Raw genomic sequence first — 20,576 nt, forward strand, 5'->3', positions numbered from 1 at the left:
CGCAGCGGGGCCGCCACGACGGGGATCTCGCCCCCCTCGAACAGCACCCGGCCGCCCGGTGCGACCAGCCGCGCAGGCGGCAGCCCGGCCAATGCGCGGCGCAGCCAGTCCTCCTGCTCGCGGGCGAAATCCAGCGCCGCACGGCGCGAGGCCCGCAAGGGCAGTGACAGCGTCACCCGCCCGTCAGCCCGCGAAACCCTGAGTGAAAACCGCCGCGCCCTGGCCGAACGCCGCAAGGTGATCTCGACGGGCGGCTCGCCCGGAAGAACTTCGCTCTCCATGCCCTTCTGCTCCTGCATGGCCGCCCGGGGCCCCATCGGTGCGGACCTGTCTGCGCTGCCGCAATATCATAATTCCGCGCCCGCGGGCGAAACACTTTGACAGCATGGGCAGGTTGTGGCAACTGGCTCCGACTCACGGCAATTGCACCAAGAGGGATCCCATGCCCAAGGAAGAATGGGGCGTGAAGCGGATTTGCCCGACCACCGGCAAGCGCTTCTACGACCTGAACAAGTCACCCATCGTCAGCCCCTATAGCGGCGAGGTCGTCGAAATCGACCTCACCGGGCGCAAGGGGCCGGCTGCCAATGCCACGCCCGCATCCGTGGTGGCCGACAAGCGCAAGGCCGCGACCGAGGATGCCGATGAAGACCTGCTGGTCGAAGGTGGCGACGACGTCGATATCGAGGATGATCTGCTCGATGACGAAGACGACGACAGCGTCGCACTCGACGACCTGGCCGATGTGGCCGACGACGACGAGGACACCTGAAACAAACACCGACAGATGAGGCGCGCGGGCCGAAATTTCCCCTTGCGCCGCTCCGGGGGTTTGCATAGATACCCCCTCAGCGAAGCAAAGCCTTCGCACCCCGGTGGGGCCATAGCTCAGTTGGGAGAGCGCTTGAATGGCATTCAAGAGGTCAGGGGTTCGACTCCCCTTGGCTCCACCAAATAAAACAAAGACTTAGACGAAGAGCGGCCCTGCACCAGCGGGGCTTTTTCTTTGTGGGGTAACACCTGGGTAATAGGTCGCGTCCGAGGAATCGATGCAGGAAAGGTGCTGCCCTTTTGCCATTTCCCCTCCTGTCCACTTAACCTTCTTTCCCTGCTTTTCTTGGGAAGGAGGATCGCCCGATAGGACAATCACCGACAGCGAAAAAGCGCCTTCCGCGGGATGCGGGAAGCAAGGCGGCGCAGCAGAAGCTCAGCGTGCTGGGGCCGGCCAGCGAACTCGGCAACGTGGCCCAGGCCTGCCGGCAGTGCGGGGCGGTGCATGAAGCTGCCCCTGCTCACACCGGGCAGGGCAAGTTCTTCTTGCAGGTTTCGATCGGGTCGGACGCGTGACGCAGGGCCTCATCCATCGGCGTTCCTCTCCCCCCTCTCGCAATGACCATTCGCGGAATATGGCACAGTGCTCCCCGGCCGGCGAACGGCGCGTCAGCGCCGCTCGGCAAGACCCGGCCACCTCCCCCTTGCGCCGCGATCCGCAACCTGTATAAAGCCCCATCCTTTCGCAGTATTCGTGACTGGCGCAGCCTCTCGCGGGCGGGATTGCGGAAGGGTTCACCCCCGCCCAGTGAAGTGCGCCCGAACATGACGGAGATAACATGCCGCTTTACGAGCATGTCTTCATTGCGCGCCAGGATCTTTCCAGCGCGCAGGCCGAGGGCCTCATTGAACACTTCAGCACTGTCCTGTCGGACCACGGCGGCAAGGTCGTGGACCAGGAATACTGGGGCGTGAAGACGATGGCCTACAAGATCAACAAGAACCGCAAGGGCCACTACGCCTTTCTGCGCACCGACTCCCCCGCACCCGCCGTGCAGGAAATGGAGCGTCTGATGCGCCTGCATGACGACGTGATGCGGGTCATGACCGTGAAGGTCGACGCGCATGAGGAAGGTCCGTCGGCGCAGATGCAGAAGCGTGACGACCGTGGCGACCGCGGCGACCGCCGGCGTTGATCCCAAATCTCGGCAAAGGACTTTAACCTATGGCTACCAAACCGTTTTTCCGCCGTCGCAAGGTCTGCCCCTTCTCGGGCGACAATGCGCCGAAGATCGACTACAAGGATGTAAGGCTGTTGCAGCGCTATATCTCGGAGCGCGGCAAGATCGTGCCTTCGCGCATCACCGCCGTGTCGTCCAAGAAGCAGCGTGAACTGGCCCGCGCCATCAAGCGCGCGCGGTTCCTGGCGCTGCTTCCCTACGCCGTCAAGTAAGGAGTGAGACCATGCAAGTGATCCTTCTGGAACGCGTGGCCAAGCTCGGTCAGATGGGCGATGTGGTCGCCGTCAAGGACGGCTTCGCCCGCAACTACCTGCTGCCCCAGGGCAAGGCCCTGCGCGCCAGCCAGGGCAACATCGCGCAATTCGAGGCGCAGAAAGCCCAGCTCGAGGCCCGCAACCTGGAAACCCGCAAGGAGGCCGAGGGCCTCGCCGCCCGGATCGACGAAGCAAGCTTTGTCGTGATTCGTTCGGCCTCGGACCGCGGCGCGCTCTATGGTTCGGTCAGCACCCGCGACATCGCCGATTCGGTGTCGGAGGCAGGTGTGTCGGTCGATCGCCGGCAGGTGGTGCTCGATAGCCCGATCAAGGAGCTGGGCCTGCACAAGGTGCATGTCGTGCTGCACCCCGAAGTGTCGGTCGAGGTCACCATCAACGTGGCCCGCTCGCCCGAAGAGGCCGAGTTGCAGGCTTCGGGCAAGTCGATCCAGGATGTCGCCGCCGAGGCCGAGGCCGAGGCCGAGTTCGAGATCTCCGAGCTGTTCGATGATGTCGGCGCCGCCGCGCTGGACGAAGACGAAGAGTATCGCGCCGAGGCTGCCGACCCGCGCGACAGCGGCGAAAGCGAAGACCCGCGCGACGCCTGAGCCGCCGGGGCGCACTGCCCGCACCGCGTTCAGCCCGCCCCGGCACCCGCCGCGGGCGGGCTTTCTGCTTCGTCCCTGGCTGGCCGGGCCAGCAAAACCTTTCGCCAAGGGGCCGGACCGGGAAGCGCGCTGCAAGCTATTGTTCTGAGGCAATTTCAAATCGAAAGGGCCTGCCGGCGTCCTTCCGGAATGGCCATGTCCCAGCGGAGGCAGGATGATCCTGTTCGACCATGGCCCGCAGCAAGGGCGCCCTGCCCTGTTCGATGCGCCCCTTGCCCGCATTGCCGCTACCACGCCCGAGGGAGTGCCCGACGCGCTGGCCGCGCTTGCGGTTGCGCAGGCGCAGGGGTTCTGGCTGGCCGGATATGCCGCCTATGAGCTGGGCTATGCGCTTGAGCCGCGGCTTGCGCCGCTGATGCCCGCGCAGCGCCGCCTGCCGCTGCTTGATTTCACTGTCCATGATGCCCCGCGCGATGGCGCCGCCGCGCTGGCCGCCTGTCACGACGCCGCAGGCAGGGCGACGCTTGGCCCGCTGCGCCCGGGCTGGACGCGCGCGCAGTATGGCCGGGCCTTTGCCCGCGTGGCCGACTACATCGCAGCGGGAGATTGCTATCAGATCAACCTGACCATGCCGCTGCACACACGGGCCGACGGGGGCGCGCAGGCGCTTTACGGCGCGCTGCGCCGCCGCCAGCCGGTGCGTTATGGCGCGCTGATCGACCGGGGCGAGGGCACGCCCGCGATCCTCTCGCGTTCGCCCGAGCTGTTCTTCCGCATCGATGCCCAGGGCCGGATCGAGGCCCGCCCGATGAAAGGCACCGCCCCGCGCCACCCTGACCCGGCCAAAGATGCCAAGGCCCGCCATGAGCTAAGCCAAAGCCTAAAGAACCGCGCCGAAAACCTTATGATCGTTGATCTTTTGCGAAACGACATAAGCCGTATCTGCCACCCGGGATCGGTCAAGGTGCCCGCGCTTTACAGCGTCGAGAGCTTCGCCACCGTGCACCAGATGTCGTCGCAGGTGATCGGCCAGTTGCAGCCGGGCACCACCCCGGAGACGCTGCTGCGCGCGCTGTTTCCCTGCGGCTCGATCACGGGCGCCCCCAAGATCCGCGCGATGGAGATCATCCGCAGCCTGGAGCCTGCGCCGCGCGGCGCCTATTGCGGCGCCATCGGCTGGCTTGCGCCCGATGGCCGCGCCGAGTTCAATGTGGCCATCCGCACCCTGACCCTTTTCGACGGCGGCGAAGCGGTGATGAATGTCGGCGGTGGCGTGGTGCAGGATTCCACCGCCGATGGCGAATACGAGGAGGCCCTATGGAAAGCCCGTTTCGCGCATCTGACCTGACCGGCGACTTCCGCGTGATCGAGACCCTCCGCTGGCAGGGCGGCCGTGCCATTCGCGGCGACCGCCATCTTGCGCGGGCGCAAGCCACCTGCCACGCCCTCGGAATTCCGTTCGACCGCGCACGCATCGCCGCGCTGCTCGACGGCCCGCACGGCACCGGCCCGGACGATCCCGGCCCGCTGCGCCTGCGCCTCACCATCGACCGCCACGGCACGCCGCAGGTCGAGGCCGCGCCGCTCGCCGGCCCCCCGCCTGCGCTGTGGCGGGTTGCGCTGGCGCCCTGGCGGCTGGCGCCCGATGACATCTGGCTGCGCCACAAGACCAGCCAACGCGCGCTTTACGATCAGGCCCGCGCCGCCCTGCCCAAAGGCATCGACGAATACCTGTTCGCAAACACCGAAGACGAGTTGTGCGAAGGCGCCATCACCTCGGTCTTCTTCGACCTCGGCGAGGGGCTGATGACCCCGCCGCTGGCCTGCGGGCTGCTGCCCGGCGTACTGCGGGCCGAGATGCTGGATGCCGGCACCTGCCGCGAGGGGCGGCTGCCGCTGGCCGACCTCGCGCGCGCGCGCCTCTGGGTCGGCAATTCGCTGCGCGGGCTGATCCCCGCCCGGCTGGCCGGCTGAGCGCCCGCAGCCACCCGGCCTTGACCCCGGCGCGGCACGGCGGCACAACCCGCCACAAGATCGGCTTGCCAGGAGTATGCAACATGAGCCACAGGGTCGCGGTACTGGGTGCCAGCGGATATACCGGCGCGGAACTCGTGCGCCTGATCGCCACGCATCCAGGCATGGAGGTGGCGGGCCTTTCGGGCGACCGCAAGGCCGGCATGGCGATGGCCGAGGTCTTTCCGCATCTCGCGCATCTCGACCTGCCGCCGCTGGCGCGGATCGAGGACATGGACATGTCGGCCTATGATCTGGTGTTCTGCGCCCTGCCCCACGCCACCAGCCAGGCGGTGATCGCCGGCCTGCCGCGCGATCTGCAGGTCGTGGACCTTTCGGCCGATTTCCGGCTGCGCGATCCGGCAGAGTACGAGAAATGGTATGGCAAGCCCCACGCCGCGCCCGCGTTGCAGCGCGAGGCCGTCTATGGGCTGACCGAGTTCTACCGCGACGATATCCGCACCGCCCGGCTGGTGGCCGGCACCGGCTGCAACGCGGCCACCGGGCAATATGCGATCCGCCCGCTGCTGGAAGCCGGGGTGATCGACCCCGATCGGATCATCCTCGACCTCAAGGCCGGGGTTTCGGGAGCGGGCCGTGCGCTGAAGGAAAACCTGCTGCACGCCGAGCTTTCCGAGGGCACCCACCCCTATGCCGCGGGCGGCGGGCACCGGCACCTGGGCGAGTTCGACCAGGAGTTTTCAGCCGTGGCCGGGCGCCCGGTGCAGGTGCAGTTCACCCCGCATCTGCTGCCGATGAACCGGGGCATCCTGCTGGATGCCTATGTCGATGGCGATCCGCAGGCGGTGTACGCGGCGCTGGCCGCGCGCTATGCTGAAGAGCCCTTCCTGCATGTGCTGCCCTTCGGCGCGCTGCCGTCGACCCGGCATGTGCGGGGGTCGAACTTCGTGCATCTGGGCGTAATCGGCGACCGGGTGCCGGGCCGCGCCCTGGTGGTGGCTGCGCTCGACAATCTGGCCAAGGGCTCGTCGGGGCAGGCCATCCAGAACGCCAACCTGATGCTGGGCCTGCCCGAAACCGAGGGGCTGATGCTGGCGCCTGTCTTCCCCTGAACGGCTGGCGCGGCGGGCCTGCGGCCCTTGAGTCCGCGCCAGTGCCTCCGGCGGGGATATTTTTCTCACAGTGAAGGGGCAGGTCCGCGCGCGCCGTATCTTCACTGTGAAGGAAATATCCGCGCCGCAGGCATCGGTGCGGCGCAGCCGCGCCGAAACTCGGTGCTCTGGCCGGGGCGGCGCGGCTCCGGCGGTATGCGCAGGGCAGTGCCCCGCGCCCTGCTCAGATGTATTTCAGGCCTTTTTCGGCAAGCCGCGCGCGCATGTCGTAAAGATCGAGGCCGAGCACCCCGGCGGCGAGCTTTTCGCGCTTGGCATTCTCGTTGGCCACGCGGGCATTGGCCTTTTCCAGCACCTCGGCCGCCTTTGCACACGGCACCACACAGACGCCATCGTCATCGGCGACGATCACGTCGCCCGCGTTGACGGCCGCGCCCGCGCAAACCACCGGCACATTGACTGACCCCAGCGTTTCCTTGACCGTGCCTTGCGCCGAAATGGCAGTGGACCAGACGGGAAAGCGCATCTCGGTCAGGTCCTGCACGTCGCGCACGCCCGAATCCATCACCATGCCGATGCATCCCTGCGCCTGCGCCGAAGTGGCCAGAAGATCGCCGAAATAGCCATTGTCGCAAGGCGAAGTGGGTGCGAGCACCAGCACATCGCCCTTTTGCAATTGCTCGATGGCGACATGCAGCATCCAGTTGTCACCCGGCGGCACCGAGATCGTCACCGCCGAACCGGCGATGCGCGCGCCGGTGTAGATCGGGCGCATCCGCGCGCTCATCAGCCCGCTGCGGCCCTGGGCCTCGTGCACGGTGGCGACGCCGGCGCGGGCCAGCCCTTCGATCACCGCCTTGTCGGCGCGCTCGATATTCTGAACCACGACTGCCATATTCATTCTCCTTCTTGGCCGGGGCGGATCAAAGCGTATCGACCGTGCGCGGGAAGATCGACTGGAACGATTCGGCATACCGCGCGGGCCGCCCGCCCGCCTGCCCGCCCGAGTTACGGCGGAACTGATTGGCCCGATTCTGCGCGACATTGGTGTAATAATCCCACAGGTGCTGCTGGCCCTGCATGCATTCGATGGCGGCGCGCTTTTCGTCCCAGACATCGGTGATGTCGAGAATGGTGTCGGGCTTCCAGCCGCACATTTCGCTTTGATGTGGCTCGAACAGGTAAAGCTGGGGCGCACCAAGCACCTTTTCACCGGGGTTGTGGCCCCAGGCCTGCGCGATCATGCGGCACTCAATGGCCATTTTCGTCGCATAGGGGTGGTCGGTATTGTAAGGGTCGTCCTTCGAATGCGAGAGCATGAACTCGGGCTGCACCTTGCGGATCACATCGACCAGCCGGTATTTAGCATCGCGGTCCATCTCGAGCGGGTAATCGCCCAGGTCGAAGAACTGGATGTCATGGGCGTTGAGCGCCGATGCCGCGGCCTCGGCCTCCTTGCGGCGGGCGGATTTGACGCCTTCGAGCGTGGCGCCGGGTTCCTTCCACAGCTTGGCGCTTTCGCCGCGCTCGCCATAGGACAGGCAGACGATGGTGACGTCATAGCCCTTTTTCTGGTGCAGCGCGATCGCGCCGCCGCAGCGCCAGACGAAATCGGCGGAATGGGCACTGACGACCAGGGCTGTCTTGCGTTCGGACATCGGGACACCTTTCACGACGCATTTGGATTACGCGCATCCTGCACCCAAACGACCGGGTTGAAAAATCTGAATGACACAGCGACTTGCAGTGAATATTCAGTTCCCGCACAGGGGCTTTCGCTAATCCAGAAACGGCTTTCCGAAAACCCTGAAAATACTGTAGTCAGAAATGCACCACGATCGTGGAAAGGCGCATTTTGTAACCGGGGATTGCCGATTTGTCAGACCGGGAAAATCTGCCTAACCTGCGGCATCTGAATGGAATTCTGGCGGTGGCGCAATGCGGCTCGCTCTCGGCCGGGGCGCAGCGGATCAACCTGTCGCAGCCGGCGCTGACGCAGGCGCTGGCGGGGATTGAGGCGCGGCTGGGCGTGCCGCTTTTCGCCCGCACCGCACAAGGCGCGCGCCCGACCGAGCCGGGGCGGATATTCCTGGAGCGGGCCGCCCGCGGGCTGGAACAACTGCGGCTTGGGGTGCAAGCCATCGGCGCGGGGGGGCATCTGCACCGGCTGGTTTCGGCGCGGCAACTTCATGCGCTGGCTGCGGCGGTCGAGCATGGCAGCTTTGTCTCCGCGGCGCGGCGGCTGGGGCGCGAGCCTTCGACGATCAGCCGCACCTGCCGCGATCTGGAGCGGCTGCTTGGCGTGGCGCTGTTCGAGCCCACGAGCGCCGGCCTGCGCCCGACCCGGCAGGCGGGCGAACTGGCCCGCCGGGGCAAGCTGGCGCTGCATCACGTGGCGCAGGCGTTCCACGACATCGCCGACTGGCGCGGCGATTTCGGCGGGCGGCTTGCCGTGGGTTGCCTGCCGCTGGCGCAAAGCGCGCTGTTGCCCGAGGCGCTGTGCCGCTTTGCCGCCGAATATCCGCGCGTCGCGGTCGAGGTGGCCGACGGGCATTACGCGGGGCTTGCGCGGGCGCTCAAGCGCGGGGACCTGGATTTCATACTGGGCGCGCTGCGCAGCGATGATCTGCCAGCCGAACTGGTGCAGACCGAATTGTTTCGCGATCCGCTTACCTTGGTGGCGCGGGCCGGTCATCCGCTGCTACACGAGACGCCGCTAGAGCCGGCGCATCTGGCGGGCTACCCCTGGGTCGCCCCACGCGAGAATGCCCCTGCACGGTCGCACTTCGAGACCTTGCATGCCGCGCTTGCGCCGCCGCGCGGGGTTCCCGCGCCAATCGAGACCGGCGCGCACAGCGTGATGGTCGGGCTGTTGCTGGCCAGCGACCGAATTACGCTGATCTCGGCGGCGCAGGTCGAGCGTGAAGTGGAAGCCGGGCTGCTGGCGCGGCTGCCGCTGGAGCTGTCCGAGAGCGAACGGCCGATCGGGCTGACCATGCATTCTGGCGGCGCGCCCAGCCTGCCGCAGGCGCGCTTCATCGAGATCCTGCAACAGGTGGTTGCCGAACGCGGCAGCGGCCAACGACTGTGCTTGCCGCAGGCCTGACGGCATGGATATTTTTGCCAAGAAGATGGGGGATGGCGGCGCGCCGGGATTGGCCGGGCCCGGGCCTTTGGCCGGAAGGCCTAGACCCGGCGCGCGCGATCGGCGAAACAGGCGGCAGTTGAAAGCGCAGCGCCGCGGGAGAGAGCCATGCAGACAGCCCTGATCGTTCTGGCCGCCGGACAAGGGACACGGATGAATTCAGACCTGCCCAAGGTGCTGCATCCGCTGGCCGGGGTGCCGCTGCTGACCCATGCGCTGCGGGCCGGCGCGGCGCTGGAGCCTGCGCGCACGGTGATCGTGGCCGGGCACGGGGCCGAAGCGGTGAGCGCGGCGGCGCGCGCGGAATGCTCCGAGGGTGTGATCGTGGTGCAGCAGGAGCAGAAGGGCACCGCCCATGCGGTGGCACAGGCCGCCCCCGTGCTGGAGGGGTTTTCGGGCGATGCGCTGGTGCTTTATGGCGACACGCCCTTCATCCGGGCCGAGACGCTGGAGGCGATGCGCGCGGCGCGCGCGGAGCATGACATTGTGGTTCTGGGCTTCGAGGCGGCCGACCCGGGGCGCTATGGTCGGCTGGTAATGGCGGGCGCGCGGCTTGAGCGCATTGTCGAATACAAGGATGCAAGCGCGGTCGAGCGCGCCATCACCTTGTGCAACAGCGGGGTGCTTTGCGCCGACAGCGCCACCCTGATGGAACTGGTCGCTGCGGTGGGCGACGATAACGAGGCGGGCGAGTATTACCTGACCGATATCGTGGCGCTGGCGCGTGCGCGGGGGCTTTCGGCGGGGGTGGTGCGCTGCGACGAATCCGAGACGCTGGGCGTGAATTCGCGCGCGGAACTGGCCGCGGCCGAGGCCGCCTTCCAGGCCCGCGCCCGTGCCGAGGCGTTTGAGAACGGCGTGACGCTGGTGGCGCCCGAGACCGTGCATTTCGCGCTGGACAGCTGGGTCGGGCGCGACAGCGTGATCGGGCCGAATGTGGTGTTCGGCCCCGGTGTGACGGTGGAATCGGGGGCCGAGATCAGGGCGTTCTGCCATCTGGAGGGCTGCCACATCAGCCGCGGCGCCGTGGTCGGCCCTTTCGCGCGGCTGCGCCCCGGGGCGGAACTGGCCGAGGATGTCCGCGTAGGCAATTTCGTCGAGGTCAAGAATGCCATCATCGACGAGGGAGCCAAGGTCAATCACCTCAGCTATATCGGCGATGCGCATCTGGGCGCGGGGGCCAATATCGGGGCGGGCACCATCACCTGCAATTACGACGGGGTCTCGAAGCACCGCACCGAGATCGGCGCGGGCGCCTTCATCGGCTCGGACACCATGCTGGTGGCGCCGGTCACAGTGGGCGAAGGCGCGATGACGGCAAGCGGATCGGTCATCACCCGGGATGTGCCCGAGGGCGCGCTGGGGCTTTCACGCGCGCCTCAGGAGAACAAGCCGGGCTTTGCCGCGCGGTTCTTCGCGCGGCTGCGCGGCGCGCGCACGGACAGCCGGGGCGAGAGCGGCGATTCGTGACGGACCGCCCCTCAGTGCATTGATATAAAACGTATTACCTCAGCCTCTGCCTGTCTTCTTGGGCTGCGCGGCAGGGTGTTGCCTGCGGGCTGCGCACGCTCGGGTTAAGATCTCTTAAATCCGGTTTGATACCCCTTTTCGCCATCGGGACGACCGGGGGACGGGCCGCCATGCCCGGCCACGGTGCAAGCCCGGGGCGGCAGCGCAGGGCGCACAGGGTGCAACGAGGCAGGGATTGCGGAGATGAACAAGGCGATTACCGACGGGCTGATGCTGATGCCGCCGCCGTTTTCGGCGGGGCTGGATGTCTGGTCGAGCGAAGACGGAACCCCCGGAAGCCCGACCTATGAGGGCGCGGCCAATGCGGCCTTCGTGCCTTCGGACGCGGATTTCGGCGGCTGCCTGGAGTTGCAGAAGACCGAGGCCGTGCAACGCCTGCGGTATATGGGCGAGACCCCGATCCTGCCGGGGTGCTACCTGCGGGTGCGGGTGCGCCTCAAGGCGATCAGCGGCAACCTGCCCGAGGTGCGGATCGCCGGATGGGCCGGCGGCGCGGGCAATGCCCATGTCGCGGATGTGCCGCAGCAGGGTGACGAGGTGGCGCTGGAGGCCTACGGCGAGGTGGTCACCGTATCAGCCATCATCGGCACGGGCAGCCGCCCCGGCGTCGATCTGGCCTGGGGGCTTGAGCCGATCTATGGACATTTCGGGATCGACCTGACCGGGCCCACCGGCGGAGTGGTGCGGATCGACGATATCGAGATCGAGGATGTCACGGCGGTGTTCCACCGCAAGATGATGGACTGGGTCGATGTGAAGGATTATGGCGCGGCGGGCGATGGCGTGACCGACGACCACGCGGCCTTTCTGGCGGCCGACGCGGCGGCGCAGGGGCGGCAGATCCTGGTGCCCGAGGGGGGTTACCATATCGGCGCGCATCTGACGCTGAACGCGCCGGTGCGCTTTGAGGGCACGCTGGTCATGGCCCCCGACACGCGGCTACAACTGACCCGTAGCTATGATTTTCCCACATACCAGGCGGCGTTTGGCAGTGACGACCTGGGCTTTCGCAAGGCCATGCAAGCGCTTTTCCATTTCACCGATCATGTCACGCTTGACCTCAAGGGCCGCCGCGTGCGGCTGGAGGCGCCGGTGGACGTACACGCCACGGCCAACAACCTGGCCATGTTCGAGATGCGGCGCTGCCTGACCAACGGAATGATCGACATTCAGGAAGGCCCCGCCTGGGACAGCGCCACCTGGACCCGTCAGGCCACCTATGACCCGGCACAGCCGCGGCGACTGTCGGACGTGGCCAATGTGGCGCAGATCGCGGTGGGCGCGCGGGTGAGTGGCGCTGGCGTGGGCCGAGAGGTCTATGTCACCGAGACCAACCCCGGCGCGGGCACGATCACGTTGAGCCAGCCGCTGTTCGATGCGGAGGGCACGCAAAGCTACACCTTCACCCGTGACCGATATGCGTTGGATTTCAGCGGCTTCGACAAGTTCAGCAAGTTCGAGATCACCGAGATCGAATTCCTGCTGAAAGGCGAGGCCAGCGGCATGATGCTGGCGCCCGAGGGGCTGACGCACCGGATGGCCGATTGCGTTTTCAACCGCCCGCGCGACCGCGGCATCACCTCGATCGGGCGGGGCTGCCAGGGGCTTCTGGTGGATCGCTGCCAGTTCCTTTCCGACGAGATGCCCGTGCCCGCGCAGGACCGCACATCGGTGGCGATGAACATCAACGCCAATGATGCCAAGATCCGCAACAACCGCGCGGTGATGTTCGCGGCCTTCTGCGTGGCCAATGGCTCGGGGCATCTGTTCGTGGGCAATCACTTCTTTCAGGGCGACAGCGAGCCGCAGGGGCTGCGGCAGGCGGGGCTGGTGCTTACCCAGACCAACGTCAAGACCACGATCACCGGCAACTATATCGACAACTGTGCGATCGAATGGACCAACGAGCACAGCGCCGACCCAGCGCAGCTGGGCTTTTCCTTCGGCGGGCTGACGATCACCGGGAATATCTTCACCTGCAATGGGGTGGCGCCGTTCTTCCGCTGGCTGGTGATCAAGCCCTTCGCGCCGGGGCATTTCGTCAACGGGCTGAATATCTCGGGCAATGTGTTTCGCACGATCAACGGCGCGGTCGAACGGGTGGAGATGGTCGATACCACCCATGCCGATCTGAATTACGCGATGTTTCGCAACATCTCGGTGCAGGGCAATGCCTTCAACGGGGTGGACCAGAGGATGGCGAACCCGGTCACGCTGCGCCATGACCAGAACACCGCGCAGGGGGCCTGGACGATCAATGTGGGGCCTTACCTGCCCTTCGGCGGCTGGGCGCGCAATGTCACCGCGATCGTGCCCGAGGGCGAGATCACCGGCCCCAACGACGAGCGCCGCACCGATTTTCCCTATGCCTCGACCCAGATGGGGGCAGAGAACAGCGAGGTGCGGATCAACTGGGCGAGCGCCTCGAAAGGGCGGGTGCTGGTGACGGCGCGGGTGGACAACCCCGTCTGAGGCGTGGCGTCGCGCTCAGGGGTGGCCGGCACCAGCGGGCAGGGCAAGCGCCCCGTCTTCCAGCGCCTCGGCCAGCCGGTCTGTGGCGGCGGCCAGTCGCTCATCGATCAGGTGCAGATACTCTGTCCAGTCGTTGATCCCCGCGAGCGGGCGCACCCCGTCGGAAATCCCCCTGAGTGCGATCAGCGGCACGCCGAAACGCTGGCAGGCGCGCAAGATGGCGAAGGTCTCCATATCGACCATGTCCTGCGCGATCTGCCCATAGGCTGGCCCCGAGACGATATTCGCCCCGGTCGAGAGGCTGGCCCCGGCCACACCGGGTATGCGATGCGGCAGGTCCAGTTCGGCGGGCAGATCGAGAAACGGCGTGACACCGCGCGCAAACCCTAGCGGGCTGGCATCCATGTCGCGATAGGCCACATGCGTGGCCTGGTAGACGGCGCAATGCTCCAGCCGCGCCGACCCGGCCGAGCCCAGCGAAACCACCAGCCTGGGCAGCCGCCCCGCCGCCTGCGCCCCCGCCAGTGCCGCCGCGGTCGCCACTGCCCCCTCGACCGGACCGACGCCGGTGATCAGCGGCGTGAAACGGGCGCGCAGATGCGGGCCGTATTCCGGCGCGGCCGCCATCGCGAACAACACATCGCGTCCGGCAATCGGAGTCAGCGGCAGATCGGACATGGCAGTCTCCCTGGCGAATCGCGCATCTCTGGCGCCTTCAGATAAGCGCGCGGCGGACGGGGCGCAAATTACGTCGAACTGGCCCTTGCTGTTTTGCAAGTCTATGATGGGCTGGCATTCATCCTGATATTCAAAATTGCTGGACAAGCGCACCGATGACCATCCACCTTGACCCCGATGCCGCTGTCGCCCACGGAAGCGGCAGCTTGGTCTTCAACCATCCCGAACATGATAAACTGTTGATCAAGGTGTTTCGGTCCCGCGACAAACCCGCGAAGGTCAGCGATTACCTTCGCCCTACCAAGCGCAGGTTTGGCGCGTTCCGCGAATGGTATGTCGAGTATGAACACTACCTGCGGCTGCTCAAACGAACAGGAAAATGCCCCGACTATCTCCCCCGATTTTACGGGTTCGAGAATACAAACCTCGGCCCTGGCCAACTGGTTGAGAAAATTGTCGATGTGGATTCAGGCCGAATGTCGCGTACCGTCAGCCAGTACCTGCGGCCCCCCCCCTGTTCTGTAGAAGAACTTCACGCGCCACTGGTGGAGCTGTTGCGCAAGATTCAACGCGACGGCGCAGTCTTTCGCGACCTGAACCTTTCAAACATTTGCGTGGTCATGCGAGGCGACACGCCGACGCGGCTGGTCGTCGTCGATGGTCTGGGCGAGTTCACCATGATTCTGGCACGCTCCAATTTCCGCTGGATTCATTCGCTTTGGATGCGGCAGGCCAAAACCAAACTGGAAACCCGTATCGCCCATGCGCAGGCATCGGTCACAAGTGCTAGGTTTCCCGCATAAAAGGTTAAGGGATATCACACTTGATCGGATTCACCTGGCCCGGGCCGCTTGAGGCCCGGGCATGCGCCCGCCCCACTGGCGGGCGCATCCGCGCCCACCTCGGGCGGCCGCATGCCCTCTGTTCGGAACGGAATGAAGCTGGGTGAACGCTAGCTATATGGCATTAAACATCGCCCGTCACGCACGAAAAACGCCGCCCGAAACCTGTCGGGCGGCGCAATCCTGCATCCATGGCAGTGCGGCGATCAGCGCTTGGAGAACTGGAAGCTCCTGCGCGCCTTGCGCTTGCCGTATTTCTTGCGCTCGACCACGCGCGAGTCGCGGGTCAGGAAGCCGGCAGCCTTGAGCGCGCCGCGCAGGCCCGGCTCATAGAGTTGCAGCGCCTTCGAGATGCCGTGCTTGACGGCCCCCGCCTGCCCCGAAAGCCCGCCGCCCTTGACCGTGGCCATGACGTCGAACTGATCGACGACACCGGCCACCTGGAACGGCTGGCGCAGGATCATCTGCAGCACGGGGCGCGCGAAATAGCTGTCGAGATCCTTGCCATTCACGGTGACACGGCCCGATCCGGGCTTGATCCAGACCCGCGCCACGGCATCCTTGCGCTTGCCGGTGGCATAGGAACGGCCCAGCTTGTCGCGCACAGGCTCGCGCGGGGCTTCGGCTTCGGCCGCCAGCGCTTCGCCGGGCACGGCCGCTTTCAGATCGTCGAGAGATTTGAGTTCTTCGGCCATGATCATGCGCTCCGGGTGTTCTTCTTGTTCATCGCGCGAACGTCCAGCACCTCGGGCTGTTGGGCCTCGTGCGGGTGCTCGGCGCCGGCATAGACGCGCAGATTGGTCATCTGCTGGCGGCTCAGCTTGCCGCCGGGCAGCATCCGCTGCACCGCCTTCGTCACCACACGCTCGGGATGCGCGCCTTCCAGGATCTGCCGCGCGCTGCGCGACTTGATCCCACCGGGATACCCGGTGTGCCAGTAGTATTGCTTGTCGTCACGCTTGCGGCCCGTCATCTGCACCTTGTCGGCGTTGATGATGATGACATTGTCGCCCATATCCATGTGCGGCGTGAAGCTCGGCTTGTGCTTGCCGCGCAGGCGCATGGCGACGATCGAGGCAAGACGACCCAGAACCACGCCCTCGGCGTCGATCAGGATCCATTTCTTGTCGATATCCGCCGGTGTTGCGGTAAAGGTTTTCATTTTCCGGTCCTGTCCAGATAGGTCAGACGGCGGGCGGACCCGCCAACATTCGCATGGCGCCCTTCTAAGCATCTGTGCCTTCGCGTCAAGGGCCATATGCCTCAAAAAACCCTGCAAAAACATGATATTGTGAATTAGGTATTATAATACCCCACATTTGCCCACAGCAAGCCCCCCTGCCCTTCACTGTGACGAAAATATCCTCGCCGAAGGCGGCCCGGCGCTTGCCCCATGCGGGCCGGCACTGCGGCGCACTGGACCCTGTTTGAGGGTGGGAAATTCCGCAGCACCCGATTAGGAAAGAGGCAGGCGGTCGGATCACGGCCTGCGTAACACCCGGGGCGGCAAGGAACCATGACCGATTTCTCAGCCACTTTCTCAGACACACGCGCGCTTTTTCACATCCCCGAAGGTGTGATCTACCTGGACGGCAATTCGCTGGGGCCAATGCCTGTGACGGCGGCGGAACGCGTCCGGCAGGCGGTGCGCGACGAATGGGGCGAGATGCTGATCACCGGCTGGAACCGCGCCGGCTGGATGGCCCAGCCCGCCCGCCTTGGCGACCGTATCGCGCGGCTGATCGGGTCCGAGCCGGGCAGCGTGGCGGTGGGCGACACGCTCTCGATCAAGGTCTATCAGGCCCTGGCCGCCGCGCTGGAGCTGCGCCCCGAGCGCCGCGTGATCCTGTCGGACAGCGGCAATTTTCCCACCGATCTCTACATGGCCGAGGGGCTGTGCCAGAGCCTTGGGCGCGGCTACCGGCTGCGCACCGTGCCCCCCGAGGAGGTCGCCGCCGCCATCGACGACAGCGTGGCCGTGCTGATGCTGACCGAGGTCGATTACCGCACCGGGCGCAAGCATGACATGGCCGCGCTGACCGCGCGCGCCCATGCGGCCGGAGCGCTGACACTGTGGGATCTGGCGCATTCCGCCGGCGCGCTGCCGGTCGATCTGGGCGCGGCGGGGGCCGATTTCGCTGCCGGCTGCACCTACAAGTACCTCAATGGCGGCCCCGGCGCGCCAGCCTTCATTTATGTCGCGCCCCGCCACGCCGAGGCCGCGCGCGCGGTGCTTTCGGGCTGGCTGGGCCATGCCGCGCCTTTTGCCTTCGAGCCGTCCTACCGCCCCGCGCAGGGTGCTGAGCGGATGCGCGTGGGTACGCCGCCGGTGCTGCAGATGGCCGCGCTGGAGGCCGCGCTCGATATCTGGGACGCGGTGGACATGCACGCGCTGCGCGCGGCCTCGGTCGCGTTGTGCGAACAATTCATCGCCGGGGTCGAGGCCGCCTGCCCCACGCTGACGCTGGCCTCGCCGCGCAACGCCGACGAACGCGGCAGCCAGGTCAGCTTTCGCCACCCGGAGGGCTACGCCATCATCCAGGCGCTGATCGCCGAAGGGGTGATCGGCGATTTCCGCGCGCCCGACATTCTGCGGTTCGGCTTCACCCCGCTCTATATCGGCCCCGCCGAGGTTGACGCCGCCACAGCCACCCTTGCACGGGTGATGAAGCAGCGGCTGTGGGACGATCCGCAATACCGTGTGCGCGCACGCGTCACCTGATCCGCGAGAGGAGCACATGAGCAGGCAGGACCACGACACATGCTTCTGACCGTTCTGGCAGCACTTCTGCCGGTGATCCTGCTGATCGGTTTCGGCGCATGGCTGCGGCAGCGCGCCCTGCTGTCCGACGAGTTCTGGCGCCAGGCCGAATGGCTGAGCTATTTCGTGCTGCTGCCGGCACTGTTCATCCACGGGCTGGCCACTGCCGACCTGACCGCCGTGCCGCTGGGGCGGATCTTCATGGTGCTGATCGGCGCGATCGTGGTCACGGCGGCGGTGATCGTTGCGTTGCGGCGCTGGGTGGCGGTCGATGGCGCGGGGTTCACCTCGGTCTTTCAGGGCGGCATCCGCTTCAACAACTATGTCGGCGTGATGGTGGCGACGGGCCTCTACGGGGCCGAGGGCACGGCGCTGGCGGCGGTGGCCAATGCCGCCATCGTGCCCACGGTGAACATCCTCAGTGTGCTGGCCTTCAGCCATTACAGCGCCGCGCGGGCACAGATGAGCCAGGTGCTGGGAAATCTTGCGCGCAACCCGCTTCTGCTGGCCTGCGTGCTGGGAATGGTGCTGCAGCAGACCGGGCTGGGCCTGCCCATCGGGGTATCGGGGGCGCTGGGCACGCTCGGGCAGGCCTCACTGGCGCTGGGGCTGATCTGCGTGGGGGCGGGGCTGCGGCTGGGGGCGCTGCGCCATCATGGCGCGCCGATCATGGCCTCCAGCGCGTTCAAGTTCGGCCTCTTGCCACTGGTGACCTTCGCCGCCTGCCGCCTGGCCGGGCTGAGCGGGATGGAGGCCGTGGTCGTGCTGGTCTTTCAGGCGCTGCCCACGGCGACCTCGTCCTTCATCCTGTCGCGGCAGATGGGGGGCGATCATGTTCTGATGGCCAATATTATCGCCGTGCAGACATTGCTGGGCACGCTGAGCATTCCGCTGGCCGCGCTCATTGCCGCAAGCTGGCTCTGACCCGGCGGATCGCCGCCGCCTGACAGAGCCGAGATCGCACCCGGTGTTTGAAATCCGCCGCCGCAGGGCCACCTGTTGTGCAACCACCTGCACAAGAAAGGAGGACTACCAACATGTTGACCCCGACACCGCGCAAGACCCGGATGACCGCCACCGTCGCGCTGGCCGCCGTCGCGCTTGGGGCGATGGCGCTTTCGCCCGCCGAGGCCGAGATTCACGAGGTCGAGATCCTGGCCGAAGGGCTCGAGCACCCCTGGGGGATGACATTTCTGCCCGGTAGCGGCGGCGATATCCTGCTGACCGAACGGCCCGGCGCGGTGAAGCTCTGGGAGGCCGAAACCGGCACCCTTCACGAGATTTCCGGCGCGCCCGCGGTTGACGCGCGCCGTCAGGGCGGGTTGCTCGACATTGCCGTGGCGCCCGATTTCGCACAAAGCGGACTGGTCTACATGACCTGGGCGGGCCGCGTCGATAGCAGCGCCACCACCACCCATCTGGGCCGCTCCCGGCTTGACCGCGAGACCGGCGCGCTGCGCGATCTGGAGGTGCTTTTCCAGGTCGGCCCGGCGATGGACTCGCAGGCGCATTACGGCTCGCGCATCGTGTTCCATGACGGGCATCTTTTCATGGGCACCGGCGACCGCGGGCAAAAGGATTTCGGCCCCGGCCATATCGCGCAGGATCTGGGCAGCGAGAACGGCGCGGTGCTGCGGCTGACGCTGGATGGCGGCATCCCCGAGGACAACCCCTTTGTCGATCAGGAGGGTGCCGCCCCCGCGATCTGGTCCTACGGCCACCGCAACATCCAGGCCATGGCCGTGCATCCCGACAGCGGCGACATCTGGCTGGCCGAACATGGCGAGGCCGGCGGCGACGAGGTGAACCTTGTCCAGCGCGGCGGCAATTATGGCTGGCCGCTGGCGGCCTTCGGCGTCGATTACCGCACAGGTGAGCCCTTCGCCGACCCGCATCGCGAGGGCGACGGCTTCATCGCGCCTGCCTATCATTGGGAACCCGGGCGCGAGGATCACTTCCCGCCCTCGGGCATGGCCTTTTACGAGGGCGACGCCTTCCCCGACTGGCAGGGCCAAATGCTGATCGGCAACCTGTTCCACCAGTATCTGGGGCTGTTCGCGGTGGAGGGCGATCAGGTCGCACCGCCGGAGCGGCTGCTTGAGGGGCAAGGCTGGCGCATCCGCGATGTGGCCGTCGGGCCCGATGACGGTTTTGTCTATATCATAGTCGATGACGAGGATGCCCCGCTGCTGCGACTTGTGCCCGCAGGGTAAGGCCTTCGCCGGCGGCATGGAAACTGCCGCCGCTCACCCCGCTTGCGCGGCGCGCAGCGCCTGTGATGTGCGCGAGGCCGGCGGGCGGCCCAGCAGGTCGGATATCCGCCAGCCCACCTGCGCCAGCCGGGCCAGATCTACGCCGGTTTCCACCCCCATGCCATCCAGCATGTAGACCAGATCCTCGGTGGCCAGGTTACCGCTGGCCCCGGCGGCATAGGGGCAGCCGCCCAGCCCGGCCACCGAGGCATCGACCGTGGCGATCCCCTGATCGAGCACCGCAAGCACATTGGCCAGCGCCTGGCCGCGCGTGTCGTGGAAATGCACGGCCAGCCGGTCTGCCGGCACCTGCCGGGCCACGGCCCCCACCATCGCGCGGGCCTGCAGTGGGGTGCCCACGCCAATGGTGTCGCCCAAGGATATCTCGTAGCAGCCCAGCGCGGCCAGTTCGGCCGCCACTTCGGCCACCCGCGCGGGATCGACTTCGCCCTCATAGGGGCAGCCCAGCACGCAAGAGACATAGCCGCGCACCCGCCAGCCGCGCGCGCGCGCGGCAGCGACAACGGGGGAAAATCGCGCAAGACTCTCGGTGATCGAACAGTTTATGTTTCGCATTGAAAATGCCTCGGAAGCCGCTGCAAAAACAGCGATTTCTTCGACTCCTTCAGCGCGCGCGGCAGCATCGAGCCCTTTCATATTCGGCACAAGCACCGGGTAGGACACCCCCGCATCCCGGCGCAGCCCGGCCAGCACCTCGGTGGTGCCCGCCATCTGCGGCACCCAGCGCGGCGAGACGAAGCTGCCCGCCTCGATCACCCGCAGGCCCGCATCGGCCAGCCCCTCGATCAGGGCGATCCGCTCGGCCACGGGGATATCGCGCGGCTCGTTCTGGAGCCCGTCGCGGGGGCCGACCTCGACGATCTTCACGGCGGGGGGAAAGGAGGGCATGGCGCGTGCTCCGTGCTGATATCTGCG

The 20,576-nt window shown here is 66.6% G+C and carries 20 protein-coding genes, 1 tRNA gene and 1 pseudogene; 15 read left to right on the plus strand and 7 right to left on the minus strand.

The features are described 5' to 3' along the window. Positions 1-281, minus strand: a pseudogene (locus DQ229_RS00480) (M48 family peptidase); the annotation flags it as partial. Between the two features lie 161 nt (positions 282-442). Between DQ229_RS00480 and DQ229_RS00485 the strand changes: the two are divergent. The 8 genes from DQ229_RS00485 (at position 443) to argC (ending at position 5,960) form a co-directional block, all read left to right on the plus strand. Further along, positions 443-772 carry a TIGR02300 family protein gene (locus tag DQ229_RS00485; RefSeq protein ID WP_114964316.1) on the plus strand — a complete coding sequence of 110 codons (330 nt, stop codon included), beginning with the start codon at positions 443-445 and terminating at the stop codon, positions 770-772. 105 nt (positions 773-877) lie between these two features. Further along, positions 878-953: transfer RNA gene (locus DQ229_RS00490), tRNA-Ala, on the plus strand. Positions 954-1,610: 657 nt separating this feature from the next. Then, positions 1,611-1,967, plus strand: coding sequence for a 30S ribosomal protein S6 (gene rpsF, locus DQ229_RS00500; protein ID WP_114964317.1), 357 nt, complete (start codon positions 1,611-1,613; stop codon positions 1,965-1,967). A gap of 29 nt (positions 1,968-1,996) precedes the next feature. Next, the gene (gene rpsR, locus DQ229_RS00505; RefSeq protein ID WP_114964318.1) at positions 1,997-2,224 is read left to right on the plus strand and encodes a 30S ribosomal protein S18; all 228 of its coding nucleotides are present in this window, start codon (positions 1,997-1,999) and stop codon (positions 2,222-2,224) included. Between the two features lie 11 nt (positions 2,225-2,235). Further along, positions 2,236-2,874, plus strand: coding sequence for a 50S ribosomal protein L9 (gene rplI / locus DQ229_RS00510; protein ID WP_114964319.1), 639 nt, complete (start codon positions 2,236-2,238; stop codon positions 2,872-2,874). 214 nt (positions 2,875-3,088) lie between these two features. After that, positions 3,089-4,222, plus strand: a complete 1,134-nt coding sequence (locus tag DQ229_RS00515; RefSeq protein ID WP_114964320.1) for an aminodeoxychorismate synthase component I — start codon at positions 3,089-3,091, stop codon at positions 4,220-4,222. Then, positions 4,192-4,848 (plus strand): aminotransferase class IV family protein, encoded by a 657-nt coding sequence (locus DQ229_RS00520; protein ID WP_114964343.1) that lies wholly within the window; start codon positions 4,192-4,194, stop codon positions 4,846-4,848. The genes DQ229_RS00515 and DQ229_RS00520 overlap by 31 nt, the downstream gene beginning before the upstream one ends. An 83-nt stretch (positions 4,849-4,931) precedes the next feature. After that, positions 4,932-5,960 (plus strand): N-acetyl-gamma-glutamyl-phosphate reductase, encoded by a 1,029-nt coding sequence (argC, locus tag DQ229_RS00525; protein ID WP_114964321.1) that lies wholly within the window; start codon positions 4,932-4,934, stop codon positions 5,958-5,960. 223 nt (positions 5,961-6,183) lie between these two features. Here argC and DQ229_RS00530 read toward each other — a convergent pair whose 3' ends face one another. Together DQ229_RS00530 and DQ229_RS00535 are read right to left on the minus strand one after the other, a co-directional pair. Next, positions 6,184-6,855 (minus strand): 4-carboxy-4-hydroxy-2-oxoadipate aldolase/oxaloacetate decarboxylase, encoded by a 672-nt coding sequence (locus DQ229_RS00530; RefSeq protein WP_114964344.1) that lies wholly within the window; start codon positions 6,853-6,855, stop codon positions 6,184-6,186. 28 nt (positions 6,856-6,883) lie between these two features. Further along, on the minus strand, positions 6,884-7,618 hold the full coding sequence (locus tag DQ229_RS00535) for a PIG-L deacetylase family protein (protein ID WP_114964322.1): 735 nt from the start codon (positions 7,616-7,618) through the stop codon (positions 6,884-6,886). A gap of 218 nt (positions 7,619-7,836) precedes the next feature. Between DQ229_RS00535 and DQ229_RS00540 the strand changes: the two genes are divergently transcribed. From DQ229_RS00540 to DQ229_RS00550, 3 genes are all read left to right on the plus strand, one after another. After that, entirely contained in the window at positions 7,837-9,066 is a 1,230-nt protein-coding gene (locus tag DQ229_RS00540) for a LysR family transcriptional regulator (RefSeq protein WP_114964323.1), read from the plus strand. Between the two features lie 147 nt (positions 9,067-9,213). Continuing rightward, positions 9,214-10,575, plus strand: coding sequence for a bifunctional UDP-N-acetylglucosamine diphosphorylase/glucosamine-1-phosphate N-acetyltransferase GlmU (gene glmU / locus DQ229_RS00545; protein ID WP_114964324.1), 1,362 nt, complete (start codon positions 9,214-9,216; stop codon positions 10,573-10,575). Positions 10,576-10,818: 243 nt separating this feature from the next. Beyond that, the gene (locus tag DQ229_RS00550; protein ID WP_114964325.1) at positions 10,819-13,107 is read left to right on the plus strand and encodes a glycosyl hydrolase family 28-related protein; all 2,289 of its coding nucleotides are present in this window, start codon (positions 10,819-10,821) and stop codon (positions 13,105-13,107) included. 15 nt (positions 13,108-13,122) lie between these two features. Here the strand turns inward: DQ229_RS00550 and DQ229_RS00555 are convergent, their stop codons facing one another. Further along, on the minus strand, positions 13,123-13,785 hold the full coding sequence (locus tag DQ229_RS00555; protein ID WP_114964326.1) for a 5'-methylthioadenosine/S-adenosylhomocysteine nucleosidase: 663 nt from the start codon (positions 13,783-13,785) through the stop codon (positions 13,123-13,125). Positions 13,786-13,940: 155 nt separating this feature from the next. Here DQ229_RS00555 and DQ229_RS00560 point away from each other — a divergent pair, with 155 nt between their 5' ends. Continuing rightward, positions 13,941-14,588 carry a YrbL family protein gene (locus DQ229_RS00560; RefSeq protein WP_114964327.1) on the plus strand — a complete coding sequence of 216 codons (648 nt, stop codon included), beginning with the start codon at positions 13,941-13,943 and terminating at the stop codon, positions 14,586-14,588. Between the two features lie 245 nt (positions 14,589-14,833). Here the strand turns inward: DQ229_RS00560 and rpsI are convergent, their stop codons facing one another. Both rpsI and rplM read right to left on the minus strand, forming a co-directional pair. Further along, a complete protein-coding gene (rpsI, locus tag DQ229_RS00565) occupies positions 14,834-15,322 on the minus strand; it encodes a 30S ribosomal protein S9 (protein WP_114964345.1) in 489 nt (162 codons plus the stop codon). Between the two features lie 2 nt (positions 15,323-15,324). After that, a complete protein-coding gene (rplM, locus tag DQ229_RS00570) occupies positions 15,325-15,789 on the minus strand; it encodes a 50S ribosomal protein L13 (protein WP_114964328.1) in 465 nt (154 codons plus the stop codon). Positions 15,790-16,143: 354 nt separating this feature from the next. On the opposite strand from rplM, the gene kynU reads away from it, so the two are divergent. The 3 genes from kynU to DQ229_RS00585 all read left to right on the plus strand — a co-directional run bounded on the left by kynU (position 16,144) and on the right by DQ229_RS00585 (position 19,601). After that, on the plus strand, positions 16,144-17,349 hold the full coding sequence (kynU, locus tag DQ229_RS00575; protein WP_114964329.1) for a kynureninase: 1,206 nt from the start codon (positions 16,144-16,146) through the stop codon (positions 17,347-17,349). Between the two features lie 39 nt (positions 17,350-17,388). Next, on the plus strand, positions 17,389-18,312 hold the full coding sequence (locus tag DQ229_RS00580) for an AEC family transporter (RefSeq protein ID WP_114964330.1): 924 nt from the start codon (positions 17,389-17,391) through the stop codon (positions 18,310-18,312). 113 nt (positions 18,313-18,425) lie between these two features. Next, positions 18,426-19,601 carry a PQQ-dependent sugar dehydrogenase gene (locus DQ229_RS00585; RefSeq protein WP_238380903.1) on the plus strand — a complete coding sequence of 392 codons (1,176 nt, stop codon included), beginning with the start codon at positions 18,426-18,428 and terminating at the stop codon, positions 19,599-19,601. A 33-nt stretch (positions 19,602-19,634) separates the two neighbouring features. On the opposite strand, the gene DQ229_RS00590 is transcribed toward DQ229_RS00585, so the two are convergent. Then, positions 19,635-20,549 (minus strand): hydroxymethylglutaryl-CoA lyase, encoded by a 915-nt coding sequence (locus DQ229_RS00590; RefSeq protein ID WP_114964332.1) that lies wholly within the window; start codon positions 20,547-20,549, stop codon positions 19,635-19,637. Positions 20,550-20,576: the final 27 nt, after the last annotated feature.

The organism is Alkalilacustris brevis (assembly GCF_003350345.1).
Lineage (GTDB): Bacteria > Pseudomonadota > Alphaproteobacteria > Rhodobacterales > Rhodobacteraceae > Alkalilacustris > Alkalilacustris brevis.

Excerpts from the sequence above, each read along its gene's own strand:
- rplI (WP_114964319.1), top strand. The coding sequence starts at position 2,236 with ATGCAAGTGATCCTTCTGGAACGCGTGGCCAAGCTCGGTCAGATGGGC.
- glmU (WP_114964324.1), top strand. The coding sequence starts at position 9,214 with ATGCAGACAGCCCTGATCGTTCTGGCCGCCGGACAAGGGACACGGATG.
- DQ229_RS00535 (WP_114964322.1), bottom strand. The coding sequence starts at position 7,618 with ATGTCCGAACGCAAGACAGCCCTGGTCGTCAGTGCCCATTCCGCCGAT.
- argC (WP_114964321.1), top strand. The coding sequence starts at position 4,932 with ATGAGCCACAGGGTCGCGGTACTGGGTGCCAGCGGATATACCGGCGCG.
- rplM (WP_114964328.1), bottom strand. The coding sequence starts at position 15,789 with ATGAAAACCTTTACCGCAACACCGGCGGATATCGACAAGAAATGGATC.
- DQ229_RS00580 (WP_114964330.1), top strand. The coding sequence starts at position 17,389 with ATGCTTCTGACCGTTCTGGCAGCACTTCTGCCGGTGATCCTGCTGATC.
- kynU (WP_114964329.1), top strand. The coding sequence starts at position 16,144 with ATGACCGATTTCTCAGCCACTTTCTCAGACACACGCGCGCTTTTTCAC.
- DQ229_RS00550 (WP_114964325.1), top strand. The coding sequence starts at position 10,819 with ATGAACAAGGCGATTACCGACGGGCTGATGCTGATGCCGCCGCCGTTT.
- DQ229_RS00560 (WP_114964327.1), top strand. The coding sequence starts at position 13,941 with ATGACCATCCACCTTGACCCCGATGCCGCTGTCGCCCACGGAAGCGGC.
- DQ229_RS00515 (WP_114964320.1), top strand. The coding sequence starts at position 3,089 with ATGATCCTGTTCGACCATGGCCCGCAGCAAGGGCGCCCTGCCCTGTTC.
- rpsF (WP_114964317.1), top strand. The coding sequence starts at position 1,611 with ATGCCGCTTTACGAGCATGTCTTCATTGCGCGCCAGGATCTTTCCAGC.
- DQ229_RS00555 (WP_114964326.1), bottom strand. The coding sequence starts at position 13,785 with ATGTCCGATCTGCCGCTGACTCCGATTGCCGGACGCGATGTGTTGTTC.
- rpsR (WP_114964318.1), top strand. The coding sequence starts at position 1,997 with ATGGCTACCAAACCGTTTTTCCGCCGTCGCAAGGTCTGCCCCTTCTCG.
- DQ229_RS00485 (WP_114964316.1), top strand. The coding sequence starts at position 443 with ATGCCCAAGGAAGAATGGGGCGTGAAGCGGATTTGCCCGACCACCGGC.
- DQ229_RS00590 (WP_114964332.1), bottom strand. The coding sequence starts at position 20,549 with ATGCCCTCCTTTCCCCCCGCCGTGAAGATCGTCGAGGTCGGCCCCCGC.
- rpsI (WP_114964345.1), bottom strand. The coding sequence starts at position 15,322 with ATGGCCGAAGAACTCAAATCTCTCGACGATCTGAAAGCGGCCGTGCCC.
- DQ229_RS00530 (WP_114964344.1), bottom strand. The coding sequence starts at position 6,855 with ATGGCAGTCGTGGTTCAGAATATCGAGCGCGCCGACAAGGCGGTGATC.
- DQ229_RS00585 (WP_238380903.1), top strand. The coding sequence starts at position 18,426 with ATGTTGACCCCGACACCGCGCAAGACCCGGATGACCGCCACCGTCGCG.
- DQ229_RS00520 (WP_114964343.1), top strand. The coding sequence starts at position 4,192 with ATGGAAAGCCCGTTTCGCGCATCTGACCTGACCGGCGACTTCCGCGTG.